This window comes from Pseudomonas sp. BS3767, assembly GCF_900099665.1.
GTDB classification, from domain to species: domain Bacteria; phylum Pseudomonadota; class Gammaproteobacteria; order Pseudomonadales; family Pseudomonadaceae; genus Aquipseudomonas; species Aquipseudomonas cerasi.
In genome coordinates this window covers 37,875-52,597 of the sequence record NZ_FNCX01000008.1, presented here as the reverse complement: position 1 = coordinate 52,597, position 14,723 = coordinate 37,875, and the positions used below count along the sequence as shown (strand labels likewise).

Here is a 14,723-nt window from a genome sequence, read left to right as displayed (position 1 = left end):
ACATTAATTTAGCCTATGCTGATTGTTGATATTGAAAGTTTAAATATTTACCCCTAATACCAAAAGTCAGTTCTTTAAAAACAAACTACACATCACCACACTGGAATACAAAACCGGCGGCAATTGCTTAGCATCAATCATCCGGATGATTTTTACTACGGCAGCGGTCACTTGCACCAACTGAACCTCGATAGCCAGTTGATCAGCGATCATGAGACGCAAGACCTGGCAGTACGCAACCACCCTGCCCGCTGAAAAACTGTCACAGATCCAGAACCCGCTCATAAAGCCAGAGCGCTACGTCGAGCACGCCTACAACCCGCTCCACCGCCGCTACGAATACGACCCTGCCGGCGAACTGAGCCGCACCCTCGACAAATTGCGTGGCGAAGTCACCTACGAATACGAAGCCAACGGTCGCCTGCTTGAACACAACCCCGAAAAACGCTTCGACGGCGAAGAATTCCGCTACGACGCCGCTGGCAACCGCCTCAACTTCAACACCAGCCGCTTCGACCGCGTCAAAGACAACCGCCTCAAAAAATGGAGCAACCACGAATACAAGTACGACGCGTGGGGCAATCTGGTCGAGAAAATCGTCGGCATCGTGCGTTGGCAGACCTTCACCTACGACTGCGAAAACCGCCTGGTCAAAACCGAGACCATGGCCAACAGTCAGGTGGAAAGCACCAGCAGCTATCAGTACGACAGCCTGGGCAGGCGCGTTGGCAAACAGTGGGAGATCAAGGGTAAGACCGGCCAGAAACGCTTTCTCTGGCAAGGCCTGCGCTTGCTGCGTGAAGAAAGCCCGGGAAAGAGCAGCCTGTATCTGTACGAGCCAGGCAGCTATGCGCCTTTGGCCCGTACTGATGAGAAAGAGGGCGAGGTAGAGAACAAGGTCTACTACTTCCACACCGACCAGATTGGTACGCCACTGGAGATGACCGACGCTGAAGGGCAGATCGTCTGGCAGGCCAAATATCGGCTGTGGGGCGCGGTTGAGAAACTGGTGGTGAACGAGGTCGAGCAGAACATCAGGTTTCAGGGTCAGTATTTCGATGTCGAGACGGGGCTTCACTACAACACGTTTCGGTATTACGATCCGGAGACTGGGCGGTTTATTACGCAGGATCCGATTGGGTTGAGTGGGGGTCTGAATCTTTATAGCTATGCCCCAAGCTCTACCAGCTGGGTCGATCCCTTTGGTTTGAGCTGTGAAAGTCTCAAAGGAAAATACTCTTCAGTCGAAAAGGCAAATTTGCCTAGCTGGGTTGCAGAATCGTTTACAAATGGTAAATATAAGACTGTAGTCACTACACAAGATATCTATGTGTACCGTGTATTTGGTGGAAATGCAAAAGCAAGCGGAGGCTTTGTTTCCACATCTCCGGCATCAAGCCGAATACAGGCAAAGCTGGACGCTGCGTTATTACCAGAATGGAAAAATACGCGACAGTTCGAGGCAAAAATACTGATACCTAAAGGCACAATTTTAAATATCGGCTCAGTAGCGCCGCAAGTAACGAAGTCAGGCACGATATTTAAAGGTGGGGCTGATCAAATCCTGATGCCACAAAACTGGCCAGAATCTTGGATCGTGGGTATTAAAACAATTAGAACTCCCTAGGAGGGAAGAAATGAGCAAGAACGAGCTAGAGCCATTAATAAAAAGCATATTGGTCGACTTGAGAAATGTCGAACTGATGCGCGGAGAATCTTATCTGCACGCAATAATAAGAAGCTATGAGAACACTCTAAGAGATCTATTAAAAGATTGCTTAACAGAGAACCTAATTAAAAGCTCACCAAGAGAATACCTAGAAATCTACAGCGATTATGAAAACCCTCTAGTTGAGCAAATGGACTTTGCTCAAAAACAACTACAAAAATATATCAACCATCACATTTAATTTTTCCAGCTTGAATAACTCTGTTACCTGTAATCACCTACAAGAGAAATGCTGACCACTAACTTATCAATGCGATACTGCCTGAGGCAGGTAAGGAAATATACTGGTGAACGAGGTCGAGCAGAACCTGAGGTTTCAGGGGCAGTATATAGAAATGTTGGTTACATAAGAGTAGCCCATTCGGTATGTTTTCTAACGCATGTAAATGTGCACCCAAGCTTTGAAGAAATTGGCCACAGGAGCTTTTTGCGGCTAGGATTAGAGAGCAAGTAGATTACTACTTAAAGCAAATCAATCGTGAAATTAAGGCATTCAATCCAAATGAACGCTAAAGACATCATAGAAAAAGTCGACTTCAAATCATACGTTTCTTCGAATCTATGCGATCCCATCACACGCGAATTAATCAGCAAATCAAAGATATCTGATATTCCTTTCTGCTAGCTCCAGAAGTATCTGTCTATGATGATCAAAACAAAAACACGCTAAAATCAATTATAGAATTCAGAGCCAACAACCTGGCAGCCCAAGGGCGCCAGCTTAATGGCGCAGACCTATGTGCAGCATCGCTTGAAGGTTCAAAGGATGAGGCGTTGCGAAGCTGGGTCCCCTTGAAAGTAGAAAATCATCTCGTAATTTTTATAATAAACTCTGAAAGCTTTGAAATTGACGGCTGCATGTCATTAAGATAGAAACCGGCCTCAACAACTAAAACTTATAACGAAACTTAAACATCAGGATACTCACAACAACCAAAACATCAAACTTTTCAAATGCGGGCTTCATTATTTGCAAAAACATTAGCAAGGATGGGCGACATAATTCCGCAGCGCATGCCCTTCCTATATAGCGTATAAGATCGGGACTGTGAAAATATTCACGCCTCATCAAAAAAAGCGCCCCAAAGGACGCCTCACTCAATCATCCCCCCTCAAAGCACACTCAACGGATACTCCACAATCACCCTCACCTCATCCAGATCCGATTCGAACGCCGTGGCACGAGTCGTTGCCTGGCGTACGCGCAGCGACAGGTCTTTCAGTGATCCGGTCTGCACGATGTATTTCGCTTCGATATCGCGCTCCCAGCGTTTTTGATCGGTCAGCGGGTTGCCTTGTGCGTCGCGGCGCATGTAGGTGCTGTTGGCGTTGGAGTAGTCGGCGTCGGTGCCTTTGCCGTAGCGGGTCATGAACGACAGGCCGGGTACGCCGAAGGTGGACATGTCGAGGTTGTAGGTGACCATCCACGAGCGCTCCTTGGGTGAGTTGAAGTCGCTGTACTGGATGGAGTTGGCCAAGTAGATGGAGTCGGACTGCCTGAGGTAGTCGAAATCGTCATCACCTTCGTTGCGCTGGTGCGAAAGCGACAGGGTGTGTGCGCCGTATTGGAGGGCGACTTTTGCACTCCAGATGTCGTTGTCGAATTCGCCGAGCAGCTTTTTGCCTTCGTCGGTGGCGTTGTAATAGTTCAGGCTGCTGGTCAGCGACAGGTCGTCAGAGAGCGGTAGCACGTAGGACGCTGAAGCGTATTTCTGATCCCAGGCGTCTTTGAGTCGGCTGGTGTAGAGGCCAAGGCTCAGCCTGTCGGTGGCCTGATAGTCACCGCCGAAGTAGGCAACCCATGGAGAGTCCACGGCACCGCCGTAGAAGGTGACGAAACCGTCGCGCATGTTGCTGGAAACGGGCTGGCTCATGGCGTGCAGGCGACCGCCTTGCAGGGTCAGGCCGCTGATGCTGTTGTTGACGGCGGTAACGCCGCGAAAGCTTTCCGGCAGCAGTCGGGAGTCGCCGAAGGCAACCACGGGGGTGGAGGGAAACACATCGCCCACGTTGACGACGGTGTCGAAGGCTCTGGCCTTCAGCGAGCCACCTACCTTGGTGTATTCGTCACGGGCGCGGCCTTCCCCATCGACCGGCAGCACGTCGAATGCGCTGCGGCCGCCGTTGCGTCCGTCACCGGTGTCGAGCTTGATAACGATCATGGCAAATGCATCGACCCCGACGCCGAAGGTGCCTTGAGTGAAACCTGACTGGAATCGCCCGATGATGCCTTGCGCCCACGCTTCGGAGTAACCATTGCCGGTAGGGCTGGATTCGCCGTTGCGGTGGTCGCGGTTCATGTAGAAGTTGCGGTTGAGTACCGTCAGCGTGCTGCCTTCGATGAAGCCTTCTTTCTGTTCTTCGGCGAATACCGCAGCCGGTGCGACACCGGCAAGGGTCGAGCACAGGGCCAGTGATAGTGTTTTAAGTTGAGTCATGTGCGCTCCGTCTAATCGGCAGATTGTTATAAACATGTCGATCTGGCTCTTTTTATAGGTACGAGAGCTGCCAGTGGGGCACCATCTTGAAGTGGCGAAGATAACGGCGGGGTGACAGCGGGATTACAAATATGAAAGGAAGTGCGCTGCAGCGTGTGTCTATTCAATAAAAATGACTCACGCTTTGACCAACACAAGCCAACATTCAAGATAGGGCGCAGAGCGTCCAGAACTGCATTCCCTGGTTCAAGTGCACTCCTTCTTGCGGCTGTACCGGCCTTTTCGCGAGCAAGCTCGCTCCCACGGGCGCTGGAGCACGGGCGTGATAACGATTTGTGTAGATACGGGAATAAAAAAAGCGCCCCGAAGGACGCTTAAAGATTCGCCCCGACCAAAGGAGCAGGGAGCTGCTACAAAGGGCGAATGGGGGTGCAGCGGGTCGGGCATCAAAGGCATCAGCCTTCGGACTTGGTCGACCGCTCGGCCTTGGCGTTGTCGTCTGTATTGACGTAGCGCTCGGCTTTATTGCTGCTGTTCTGTTCCTTGAAGCGCAGTTCCTGTGCAAGACGCATCTTGTCAGCCGCTGTGCTTGCGTACTCGTTACCGTCGTCGGCAAAGGCTGCGCTGGCGGACAAGGCAGCTACTGCGAAGACCATCGATTTGACCAGTTTCATCATCGTTACCTTTATCGGTTGAATGTCGGACCTGCGCAGCGCTCGGCGCTCGTCAGGGATGAAACAAGCTTACGGAGGGGGAGCTAACAGGAAGGTGAGCGAACAATGACAATACTGTTAGGAAGCTGACATCTTCGAGATGACCGATTTGTAATGTTTCAGCAACCTTCCGGTTAGTGCGCATTGGTTAGGGTTAAGCCACATTCAAACGGAGACAAAAGAAAATGCGCACAGCCAAATCGTTGTTACTTGCCCTGGTCATCCTTTCGCCCATCAGTGCTTTCGCCTACACCTCTGATGAAGTCAAAGCCACTACGGTGATCAAGGAGCACCAGGCCAGCGTGCAGAAGTATGCCGCCATCCATAACAAGCCAATGCCGGAGATCAAGGAGTACACCTACGGCATGAAGCTGGACATTGCCAAGCTGGTCCGCAAATCCCCGGATCTGCAAACCTGTAGCGTGATGCCAAAGCTGATGACTTACGAAGACTCCAAGGGCAAGCTGAACACGGTTCAGTATCAGGTCCTCGGCGGATGCAGAAACAGCCAATGATTCTGATCCTGCCAGGAAGGCCACTCAGCGTTACATCCCCCGTCAGCCCGGACCGTCATTCGGGCTGATTTTTTTGCGTCTGCAATGCCCTGCCTCTCCCGTCTCAAATCCAGCTTCGCTGGGTGATTCCAGCATTTTTTGCAACATCACCGCCTTTGCGTGGTCAACGCAACCCCCACTGTGGCGTGTCGAGATGTGTCTGGACGTAGATCCAGTCCATCAAACACAGGCTCGGTTACGGTGATCGAGACACTGCACTTACGGACTCTGGAATGACGGATGCTTGAACTCGCTGCTGGTTTTATCTGCCTCACTGCGCTGCTGACCTACGTGAACTACCGTTTCATCGGTCTGCCCCCCACCATTGGCGTGATGGTCACTGCGCTGATGTTCTCGTTGCTGTTGCAGGGTCTGAGCTTTCTGGGCTATCCCGGCCTGGAAGATCGCGTTCAACAATTGATCGGTCAGATCGACTTCGGCGACCTGCTGATGAACTGGATGTTGTCCTTCCTGCTGTTCGCCGGGGCGCTGCACGTCAACCTTGGCGATTTGAGGAGCTACCGTTGGCCCATCGGCCTGTTGGCGACTTTCGGGGTGCTGATTGCCACTACCGTGATCGGCGCACTGGCCTACTGGATCTTCGCCCTGTTCGGCTGGCACGTCAGCCCGTTGTACTGCCTGCTGTTTGGTGCACTGATCTCGCCTACCGATCCGATTGCGGTGCTCGGTGTGTTGCGTACTGCCAACGCCTCGAAACCGCTGAAGACCACGATCGTCGGCGAAAGCCTGTTCAACGACGGCACCGCGGTGGTGGTGTTTACCGTTCTGCTGGGTATCGCGCAGCTGGGCGAAACGCCGACGGTGGGCGAAACCGCTCTGCTGTTCGCCCACGAAGCGGTGGGCGGTGTGCTGTTCGGCGGCCTGATCGGTTACGCCGTGTACCTGATGATCAAGAGCATCGAGCAGTATCAGATCGAGGTCATGCTCACGCTGGCGCTGGTGATCGGCGGCTCGGCGATGGCGTCTGAACTGCATGTGTCCGGTCCTATCGCGATGGTCGTGGCCGGCCTGATCATCGGCAATCTGGGACGTAATCTGGCGATGAACGACATGACCCGTCGTTACATGGACGGTTTCTGGGAGTTGCTGGATGACATGCTCAACGCGCTGCTATTCGCGCTGATCGGCATGGAGTTGTTGCTGTTGCCGTTCTCGTGGCAGCACCTGATTGCGGCCAGCCTGCTGGCAGCGGCGATTCTGCTGTCGCGCTTCGTCACCGTGGCCCCGGCCATCCTGCTCCTGCGTCGCTGGCGCAAGGTGCCGCACGGCACGATCCGCATCCTCACCTGGGGCGGCCTGCGCGGCGGTGTCTCGGTCGCCTTGGCGCTGGCGCTGCCGACCGGGCCGGAACGCGATCTGCTGCTGAGCATCACCTATATCGTGGTGTTGCTGTCGATCCTTCTGCAGGGCCTGACCATCGGCAAGCTGGTGAATGCCGTTACCCGTGCCCCGCAGGCGAAAGAACCGGCAGAGTATTGATCAGGCCGATGCAGCGGCGCGCCGGTATTCACTGGGCGTCTGCTGCATCTCCACGCGGAAGTGCCGGTTGAAGTTGGACAGGTTGGCATAGCCGACTTCAAAGCAGATGTCCGACACTGACATCTCGCTGTGCAGCAGCAGCCGGCAAGCCCGCTGGACCCGCAGTTTGCGCATCAGGTCGATAAAACAATGGCCCGTGGTGCGCTTGAAGAAGCGTGAAAAACCCGGATCGCTCATGTCCAGCCGCTGCGCGATGACGGACAGGCGAATATCGCTGGTCAATTCGGTCAGCAGATAGTCGAACGCCTTGTTGATCCGTTCGGAGCTGCGCGCATCCAGGGTCGGTGCATACCAGGTGCTGGCCAGCAGACGAACCTCCTGCGCAGGCGCTTTCATCAGCGTGTTGACCAGTTGCAGGAACAGAATCAGCCGCTCCAGCCCCTGAGCCGGGCCGATCTGTTCAAGCAGGCGCGCGGCCTGCACCGCTGCTGCACCGCTGAACTCAAGGCCACGTCGCGCCTGCTCGAACAGACGCTGCAAATCGCCTATCTCCGGCAGCGTGCCGCGCAAGGCCAGCAACGCGGCACCATCAAACTGCAGCACCACGTCCCGCCCGGGCAGATGCTCACCGGGGGCCAGATCGCCGATCCAGTCATGCGGCAGATCCGGGCCGATCAGGGCCACATGCCCTGCCGCGAACTCACCGATGTAATCCCCGGCCACCAGCTTGCCGCTGCCCTGGCGGATCAGATGAATTTCGAATTCCGGATGATGGTTCCAGCGCGCCAGTGCGTAGGGATAGTCATGCTCGTACCAGCGAAAGCAGTGGTCGGGCTGCGGGAGAATAACCTCAAGCTCGGCAGGGCGCTGCTCGAGCAAGGCGGCTCGGCTGTCAGGCACGGGATGCCCCTTTTTATCGTTATGAATGCGCTGTTGACGCTTGAACATACCCCCTCGCGTCCAGCCAGCGCTAGCTCGCGTTCAAACCGGCACTGATACTTTTTTGCTTTCGGACAGCCGGAGCGCGGCCGGTTAAAAAAGTATCAGTCGATCATCCGCGCTGCGTTTGTTCAGCCCCCTGAGGGCTGCTGTAATCAAGCCGTCCACCAGGGTGACTCAACCGTGGCCAACAACAAAAACAATGACTCCCGCCAGACAAGGCGCGGGGTGGAGAGCACTACGATGAACATTCGGAAAACGCTTTTCCTGTCCGCAGGCGTGTCCGCCGCCCTTTTCAACCTGACCGTCCAGGCTGCCGAAACCGTGACCATCGCCACGGTGAACAACGGCGACATGATCCGCATGCAGCGCCTGTCGAAAACCTTTGAGCAGCAGCATCCCGACATCAAGCTCAACTGGGTAGTGCTCGAAGAAAATGTTTTGCGCCAACGCCTGACCACCGACATCGCCACGCAGGGCGGCCAGTTCGACGTGTTGACCATCGGCACCTACGAGACTCCGTTATGGGGCGCCAAACAGTGGCTGGAGCCAATCACCGATCTTGCGCCGGACTACGATCTGGAGGATATCTTTCCCTCCGTGCGCCAAGGCTTGTCAGTCAAGGACACGCTCTATGCCCTGCCCTTTTATGGCGAAAGCACCATCACTTATTACCGCACCGATTTGTTCAAGCAGGCAGGCTTGAGCATGCCCGAACACCCGACCTGGACGCAGCTGGGCGACTTCGCCGCGAAGCTGTATCAGCCCGACAAGGGCGTTTACGGCATGTGCCTGCGCGGCAAGGCCGGTTGGGGCGAGAACATCGCTTTGCTCAGTACCATGGCCAATGCATTCGGCGCGCGCTGGTTCGATGAGCAATGGAAACCGCAATTGACCAGCCCGGAATGGAGCAAGGCTGCGAATTTCTACGTCAACACCCTGAAAAACTATGGCCCGCCGGGCGTGTCGAGCAACGGCTTCAACGAAACCCTCGCGCTGTTCAACAGCGGCAAATGCGCCTTGTGGGTCGACGCCAGCGTGGCCGGCTCCTTCACGACGGACAAGGAACAGAGCAAGGTGGTCGACAGCATCGGCTTTGCACCTGCGCCGGTTGAAGTGACTGACAAGGGTTCATCATGGCTTTACGCCTGGTCGCTGGCAATACCGGCTACCTCCAAGCACAAGGATGCGGCCAAGGCGTTCATCACCTGGGCGACGTCCAAGGCATATATCCAGCTGGTCGCCGAGACGGATGGCATCAGCAACGTGCCGCCTGGCACCCGCGCCTCCACCTACAGCGAGGCTTACCTGAAAGCTGCACCGTTCGCCAAGGTCACGCTGCAAATGATGCAACACGCCGACCCGGCGCACCCCTCGGCCAAGCCTGTGCCCTACGTTGGTATCCAGTACGTGACCATTCCCGAGTTTCAGGCCATCGGCACCTCGGTCGGCAAGCTGTTCTCTGCCGCCGTGACCGGGCAAACCACCACTGAACAGGCGCTCACAGCCGCGCAGGCGGTGACCGAGCGCGAGATGAAACGTGCCGGCTACCCGAAGTAGAGCGCCAGCCCTCAACTGTATTGAACGGACGATGAACCCATGAAACGACTTGAAGGTAAAAGCGCGCTGATCACCGGATCGGCGCGAGGCATCGGGCGGGCGTTTGCGCAGGCGTACATTTACGAAGGTGCGCGCGTAGCGATTGCCGATATCGATCTGCAGCGCGCACAGGCCACGGCGAACGAGCTGGGACCGAACGCCTACGCGGTCAGCATGGACGTGACGGACCAGGCGTCCATCGATCAGGCCATCGCCGCTGTGGTCGCACAGACCGGCAAGCTGGATATCCTGATCAACAACGCCGCGCTGTTTGATCTGGCACCAATTGTCGATATCACCCGCGACAGTTACGAACGGCTGTTTTCGATCAACGTCGCGGGCACCCTGTTCACTTTGCAGGCAGCAGCCAGGCAAATGATTGCCCAGGGGCACGGCGGCAAGATCATCAATATGGCCAGCCAGGCTGGTCGGCGTGGCGAGGCGCTGGTGGCGGTGTATTGCGCGACCAAGGCTGCGGTGATCAGCCTGACCCAATCGGCCGGGCTGGACCTCATCAGGCACGGCATCAATGTCAACGCCATCGCGCCGGGTGTGGTCGATGGCGAACACTGGGACGGCGTGGATGCGCTGTTCGCCCGCCACGAAAACCGCCCGCTGGGCGAGAAGAAAAAGCTGGTGGGCGAACAAGTGCCTTTCGGGCGCATGGGCACAGCGGACGATTTGACCGGCATGGCCATTTTCCTGGCTTCAGCGGACAGCGAATACGTCGTAGCCCAGACCTATAACGTCGACGGTGGCAACTGGATGAGTTGAAGTGCGACGGGAGTAAAGATGAGCCGAACCGCGCAAAAAAGCCTGCAACTGCTTCCATTGCCGAAGCGATTGGCTAAGATGCGCGGACCGCCTGTTGTCTTGGCGGCTCATCAAGGAGCACGAATGTCCACTGAAGAGGAGATCGCCATTTCCGGCGGTACACCTATGATCCCTGACCAGCGCCGGGAGCTGATGCTGCGTCAGTTGCGCAAGCATCAAGTGCTCAGCGTGCATCAGTTGATGGAGATGTTCGATTGCTCGCACATGACCATCCGCCGCGACATCGCCCAGCTGGAGCAGGAAGGTCGCGCCTACTCGGTCACCGGGGGCGTGCGTATCGCCAGCCAGGTCCACAGCGAGCCCAGCCACCAGTCCAAGGCCGTGGTGGAGTTGCCGCACAAGCAGGGTATGGCGCGGCTCGCAGCGGGCTTGTTGCACCCGGACATGACGATCTATCTGGACGCAGGCACCAGCACACTCGAAATCGTCCCGCATATCATCGCGCTGTCGGGCATGACTGTGGTCACCAATGATTTCGGCGTGGTCAACGCGCTGGCCGATGCTGCGCATGTGGATGTGATTCACACCGGCGGGCTGCTCGATCATCCGAACCGCTCCAGCGTCGGCGGCCTGGCAGCGGCGACCCTGCGCCAGCTGGCGACCGATGTGGCCTTCATGTCCACCAGCTCGTGGGACCTGCAACGCGGCACCACCACACCGTCGGCGCTGAAGGTCGAGGTCAAGCAGGCCGCCATGCAGTCCGCCTCGCAAACCGTGCTGATCGCCACCAGCTCCAAATACGGCACCTTCGGCATGTACAAGGTGGCCGGGCTAGAGCAGTTCGACACCATCATCACCGACGCAGCCCTGGCCGAAGCGGCTGCCGACGGGATTCGCAAGCAGCGTATCGAACTGTTGCTGGCACCCGTGGCGGGCAAACGTCAGGCCCTCGATATCAAGTCCTGAACCTCATTGCGATGATCAGCAGGTCAAAAAAAAACCCGGTCTCTCGACCGGGGTTTTTTATTCAGCGCGGGCTAAGTATCAAGCCTTGGCTTTCTTGGCAGCGCGGGTACGCTCGCTTTCGTCCAGGATCTTCTTACGAAGACGGATGGACTTCGGCGTTACTTCGCACAGCTCGTCGTCCTGGATGAATTCCAGAGCCTGTTCAAGGGTGAACTTGACAGGTGGAACCAGGGCGATGGTTTCGTCTTTGCCCGAAGCACGCATGTTGTCGAGCTTCTTGCCTTTGGTAGGGTTCACACCCAGGTCGTTGTCACGGCTGTTCAGACCAACGATCTGACCACCGTAGATTTCCTGACCGTGCTCGACGAACAGCTTGCCGCGCGCCTGCAGGGTTTCCAGGGAGTAGGTCAGTGCCTTGCCGGTTTCAACCGAAACCAGAACGCCGTTCTGACGGCCGGACATGTCGCCGGACTTCATCACGTCGTAACGGTCGAAGATCGAGGTCAGGATGCCTGCACCGGAAGTGAGGGTCAGGAACTCGTTACGGAAACCGATCAGGCCACGGGCCGGGATGTTGTACTCGAGGCGAACACGGCCCTTGCCATCCGGAACCATGTTGGTCAGGTCGCCTTTACGCAGACCCATTTGCTCCATGATCGCGCCCTGGGATTCTTCCGGCAGGTCGATGGTCACGTTTTCGTACGGTTCGTGCTTCACGTCGCCTACGCGACGGATGATCACTTCCGGACGACCAACACCCATTTCGAAGCCTTCGCGACGCATGGTTTCGATCAGTACCGAGAGGTGCAGCTCACCACGGCCGGAGACCTTGAACTTGTCGGCGGTGTCGCCTTCTTCAACGCGCAGGGCAACGTTGTACAGCAGTTCCTTGTCCAGACGTTCCTTGATGTTACGGCTGGTGACGAACTTGCCTTCCTTACCGCAGAACGGCGAATCGTTAACCTGGAAGGTCATCGAAACGGTAGGTTCGTCAACGGTCAGCGGCTTCATCGCTTCGACATTCAGTGGGTCGCACAGGGTGTCGGAGATGAACAGCTGGTCGAAGCCGCTGATGCAGACGATGTCGCCGGCAGCTGCTTCTTCAACGTCCACACGGTGCAGACCGTGGTGACCCATCAGCTTCAGGATACGGCCGTTACGCTTCTTGCCTTCGGCATCGATGGCAACAACCGGAGTGTTTGGCTTGACGCGGCCGCGAGCGATACGGCCAACACCGATGACGCCCAGGAAGCTGTTGTAGTCCAGAGCCGAGATCTGCATCTGGAAAGGACCGTCACGGTCAACTTTTGGCGCAGGAACGTGATCGACGATCGACTGGTACAGCGGAGTCATGTCTTCAGCCATATCGGTGTGTTCCAGACCGGCAATGCCGTTCAGGGCCGAGGCGTAGACGACTTTGAAGTCCAGCTGTTCTTCGGTGGCACCCAGGTTGTCGAACAGGTCGAAGATCTGGTCCAGAACCCAGTCCGGGCGCGCGCCTGGACGGTCAACCTTGTTGATGACCACGATTGGACGCAGGCCGGCTTCGAATGCCTTCTTGGTCACGAAACGGGTTTGCGGCATAGGGCCGTCCTGGGCGTCGACCAGCAGCAGTACGGAGTCGACCATCGACATCACGCGCTCTACTTCACCACCGAAGTCGGCGTGGCCCGGGGTGTCCACGATGTTGATGTGGTAGCCATTCCAGTTGATCGCGGTGTTCTTCGCGAGAATGGTAATACCGCGCTCTTTTTCCTGGTCGTTGGAGTCCATCACGCGCTCGTCGTTGAGCTCGTTGCGCTCAAGGGTGCCGGACTGGCGCAGGAGTTTGTCTACCAGGGTGGTCTTACCATGGTCAACGTGGGCGATGATGGCGATGTTGCGTAGATTTTCGATCACTTGTGTATCTCGATCAGAGGATTCGGTCTGCTGACTGTTTAAAGGCAGCGATTAACTATTTCGAGTCGGCAAAAGCCGTTACGGCATGACGACTGGTGTCGGGGGGCCGGTGACGCAAGCCACAGGCAAACAGCCCCGGGCACTTAGCTCGGTCGATATACGCGCACATTGGCATGTCCCTCACTGAGCAAATGGTGGGCATGCAGGCGACTCATGACGCCTTTGTCGCAATACAGCAGGTACTGGCGCGTGTCATCCAGTGCCTTGAAACGGCTGTTCAATGCGTAGAACGGCAACGTCTGTATCTCCACGCCAGGCACCTGCAACGGCTGGTCTTCCTGGGCATCCGGGTGACGGATGTCGAGGATCACCTGACCGGCCAGCGCCTGGCTGACTTCTTCTATATCGACATTGCGGCTCAGATCGTCGATGACCCGATCGATCGAAACCAGCTTCGCGCGTTCGAGCGCCTGCTCGAGAATCGCCATGTCGAACTGTTTTTCTTCGTACTCAACGCGATTTCGCTTGGCGTTGGTCTTGGGGTTGACCGAAATCACCCCGCAATATTCAGGCATGTGCCGGGCGAAATCAGCAGTACCGATTTCAGTCGCCAGGTCCACGATGTCCTGTTTGTGGGTGGCAACCAGCGGCCGCAGGACCAGCTTGTCAGTCGCCGCGTCAATCAGCGACAGGTTGGGCAGCGTCTGGCTGGCAACCTGAGAAATCGCTTCGCCGGTCACCAGCACATCGATTTCAAGACGATCGGCCACGGCGGATGCAGCGCGTAACATCATACGCTTCAAAACTACACCCATATGACTGTTATCGACTTTCTGCAGAATTTCTCCGAGAACTTCCTCGAACGGTACGCTGACGAACAGCACGCGCTGAGAACTGCCGTACTTCTTCCAGATGAAGTGCGCGACTTCCATCACGCCCAGTTCATGGGCTCTTCCGCCCAGATTGAAGAAGCAGAAGTGCGCCATCAGGCCGCGGCGCATGATCTGGTAGGCCGCAACGGTCGAATCGAACCCGCCGGACATCAATACCAGGGTCTGCTCCAGCGCGCCCAGCGGGTAACCGCCCATGCCCTGATGTTGGTCATGAACGACAAACAACCGTTGGTCGCGAATTTCCATGCGCACGACGAGATCGGGCTTTTTCAGCTCGATTCCGGCCGCGCCGCACTGCATGCGCAACTTGCTGCCGACGTATTTCTCGACGTCCATGGAGCTGAAGTCGTGTCGGCCGGCGCGCTTGCAGCGCACTGAAAACATCTTGCCAGGCAACAGGTCGGCGTAGTGCAGTTTGCACTTCGCAACCACGTCATCCAGATCGCCCAGCGGGTACTCGGCGACCTGCAGAAAGTTGGCGATGCCTGGCATGCAGCTCAGCCGCTCCCTGATGCCCTGCAGCACTTTGGGGTCGGTCAGCCGGGTTTCGACCTCAAGGTTGTCCCATACGCCACCCACGACAATGTCCGCGTCCAGTTCACGGAGCACGGTACGAATGTTCTTGCCCAGTTGCCGGATGAACTTCTTGCGCACCGGCGGGCTTTTGATGGTGATTTCTGGGAAAACTTTAACGATTAGTTTCATGGAAACGGAGCGTG

Annotated in this window: 13 protein-coding genes; 7 read left to right on the top strand and 6 right to left on the bottom strand. The window is 56.4% G+C overall.

Annotation, left to right across the window (positions count from 1 at the left end):
• Positions 1-66 precede the first annotated feature (66 nt).
• Entirely contained in the window at positions 67-213 is a 147-nt protein-coding gene (locus BLR16_RS28950) for a hypothetical protein (protein WP_164989069.1), read from the bottom strand.
• Between BLR16_RS28950 and BLR16_RS20835 the strand changes: the two genes are divergently transcribed.
• Positions 212-1,627: an RHS repeat domain-containing protein gene (locus tag BLR16_RS20835; protein ID WP_232925809.1), complete on the top strand. Its 1,416-nt coding sequence runs from the start codon at positions 212-214 to the stop codon at positions 1,625-1,627. The genes BLR16_RS28950 and BLR16_RS20835 overlap by 2 nt on opposite strands.
• Before the next feature lie 10 nt (positions 1,628-1,637).
• Positions 1,638-1,910, top strand: a complete 273-nt coding sequence (locus tag BLR16_RS20830) for a hypothetical protein (protein ID WP_058409197.1) — start codon at positions 1,638-1,640, stop codon at positions 1,908-1,910.
• Between the two features lie 931 nt (positions 1,911-2,841).
• Here the strand turns inward: BLR16_RS20830 and BLR16_RS20820 are convergent.
• Together BLR16_RS20820 and BLR16_RS28655 are read right to left on the bottom strand one after the other, a co-directional pair.
• The gene (locus BLR16_RS20820) at positions 2,842-4,167 is read right to left on the bottom strand and encodes an OprD family porin (protein ID WP_074807203.1); all 1,326 of its coding nucleotides are present in this window, start codon (positions 4,165-4,167) and stop codon (positions 2,842-2,844) included.
• A gap of 455 nt (positions 4,168-4,622) precedes the next feature.
• Complete coding sequence (locus BLR16_RS28655; protein WP_054081749.1) at positions 4,623-4,844, bottom strand: hypothetical protein; 222 nt, start codon at positions 4,842-4,844, stop codon at positions 4,623-4,625.
• 221 nt (positions 4,845-5,065) lie between these two features.
• Between BLR16_RS28655 and BLR16_RS20810 the strand changes: the two genes are divergently transcribed.
• Both BLR16_RS20810 and BLR16_RS20805 read left to right on the top strand, forming a co-directional pair.
• Positions 5,066-5,395 (top strand): DUF2790 domain-containing protein, encoded by a 330-nt coding sequence (locus tag BLR16_RS20810; protein ID WP_003372061.1) that lies wholly within the window; start codon positions 5,066-5,068, stop codon positions 5,393-5,395.
• Positions 5,396-5,674: 279 nt separating this feature from the next.
• Entirely contained in the window at positions 5,675-6,934 is a 1,260-nt protein-coding gene (locus BLR16_RS20805; protein ID WP_074807200.1) for a cation:proton antiporter, read from the top strand.
• Here BLR16_RS20805 and BLR16_RS20800 read toward each other — a convergent pair whose 3' ends face one another.
• On the bottom strand, positions 6,935-7,834 hold the full coding sequence (locus BLR16_RS20800; RefSeq protein WP_161429000.1) for an AraC family transcriptional regulator: 900 nt from the start codon (positions 7,832-7,834) through the stop codon (positions 6,935-6,937).
• Positions 7,835-8,116: 282 nt separating this feature from the next.
• On the opposite strand from BLR16_RS20800, the gene BLR16_RS20795 reads away from it, so the two are divergent.
• From BLR16_RS20795 to BLR16_RS20785, 3 genes are all read left to right on the top strand, one after another.
• Positions 8,117-9,433 (top strand): ABC transporter substrate-binding protein, encoded by a 1,317-nt coding sequence (locus BLR16_RS20795; protein ID WP_074807190.1) that lies wholly within the window; start codon positions 8,117-8,119, stop codon positions 9,431-9,433.
• A 39-nt stretch (positions 9,434-9,472) separates the two neighbouring features.
• Positions 9,473-10,246, top strand: coding sequence for an L-iditol 2-dehydrogenase (locus BLR16_RS20790; RefSeq protein WP_074807187.1), 774 nt, complete (start codon positions 9,473-9,475; stop codon positions 10,244-10,246).
• 123 nt (positions 10,247-10,369) lie between these two features.
• Complete coding sequence (locus tag BLR16_RS20785; protein WP_003372074.1) at positions 10,370-11,212, top strand: DeoR/GlpR family DNA-binding transcription regulator; 843 nt, start codon at positions 10,370-10,372, stop codon at positions 11,210-11,212.
• Between the two features lie 78 nt (positions 11,213-11,290).
• Here the strand turns inward: BLR16_RS20785 and typA are convergent, their stop codons facing one another.
• Together typA and thiI are read right to left on the bottom strand one after the other, a co-directional pair.
• The gene (gene typA, locus BLR16_RS20780; RefSeq protein ID WP_002555714.1) at positions 11,291-13,111 is read right to left on the bottom strand and encodes a translational GTPase TypA; all 1,821 of its coding nucleotides are present in this window, start codon (positions 13,109-13,111) and stop codon (positions 11,291-11,293) included.
• A gap of 143 nt (positions 13,112-13,254) precedes the next feature.
• Positions 13,255-14,709 (bottom strand): tRNA uracil 4-sulfurtransferase ThiI, encoded by a 1,455-nt coding sequence (thiI, locus tag BLR16_RS20775; RefSeq protein WP_003426934.1) that lies wholly within the window; start codon positions 14,707-14,709, stop codon positions 13,255-13,257.
• Positions 14,710-14,723 lie beyond the last annotated feature (14 nt).

What these genes read in the sequence shown, in the direction of transcription:
- BLR16_RS20835 (WP_232925809.1), top strand. Translation starts at nt 212, where the DNA reads ATGAGACGCAAGACCTGGCAGTACGCAACCACCCTGCCCGCTGAAAAA.
- BLR16_RS28950 (WP_164989069.1), bottom strand. Translation starts at nt 213, where the DNA reads ATGATCGCTGATCAACTGGCTATCGAGGTTCAGTTGGTGCAAGTGACC.
- BLR16_RS20830 (WP_058409197.1), top strand. Translation starts at nt 1,638, where the DNA reads ATGAGCAAGAACGAGCTAGAGCCATTAATAAAAAGCATATTGGTCGAC.
- BLR16_RS20820 (WP_074807203.1), bottom strand. Translation starts at nt 4,167, where the DNA reads ATGACTCAACTTAAAACACTATCACTGGCCCTGTGCTCGACCCTTGCC.
- BLR16_RS28655 (WP_054081749.1), bottom strand. Translation starts at nt 4,844, where the DNA reads ATGATGAAACTGGTCAAATCGATGGTCTTCGCAGTAGCTGCCTTGTCC.
- BLR16_RS20810 (WP_003372061.1), top strand. Translation starts at nt 5,066, where the DNA reads ATGCGCACAGCCAAATCGTTGTTACTTGCCCTGGTCATCCTTTCGCCC.
- BLR16_RS20805 (WP_074807200.1), top strand. Translation starts at nt 5,675, where the DNA reads ATGCTTGAACTCGCTGCTGGTTTTATCTGCCTCACTGCGCTGCTGACC.
- BLR16_RS20795 (WP_074807190.1), top strand. Translation starts at nt 8,117, where the DNA reads ATGAACATTCGGAAAACGCTTTTCCTGTCCGCAGGCGTGTCCGCCGCC.
- BLR16_RS20790 (WP_074807187.1), top strand. Translation starts at nt 9,473, where the DNA reads ATGAAACGACTTGAAGGTAAAAGCGCGCTGATCACCGGATCGGCGCGA.
- BLR16_RS20785 (WP_003372074.1), top strand. Translation starts at nt 10,370, where the DNA reads ATGTCCACTGAAGAGGAGATCGCCATTTCCGGCGGTACACCTATGATC.
- thiI (WP_003426934.1), bottom strand. Translation starts at nt 14,709, where the DNA reads ATGAAACTAATCGTTAAAGTTTTCCCAGAAATCACCATCAAAAGCCCG.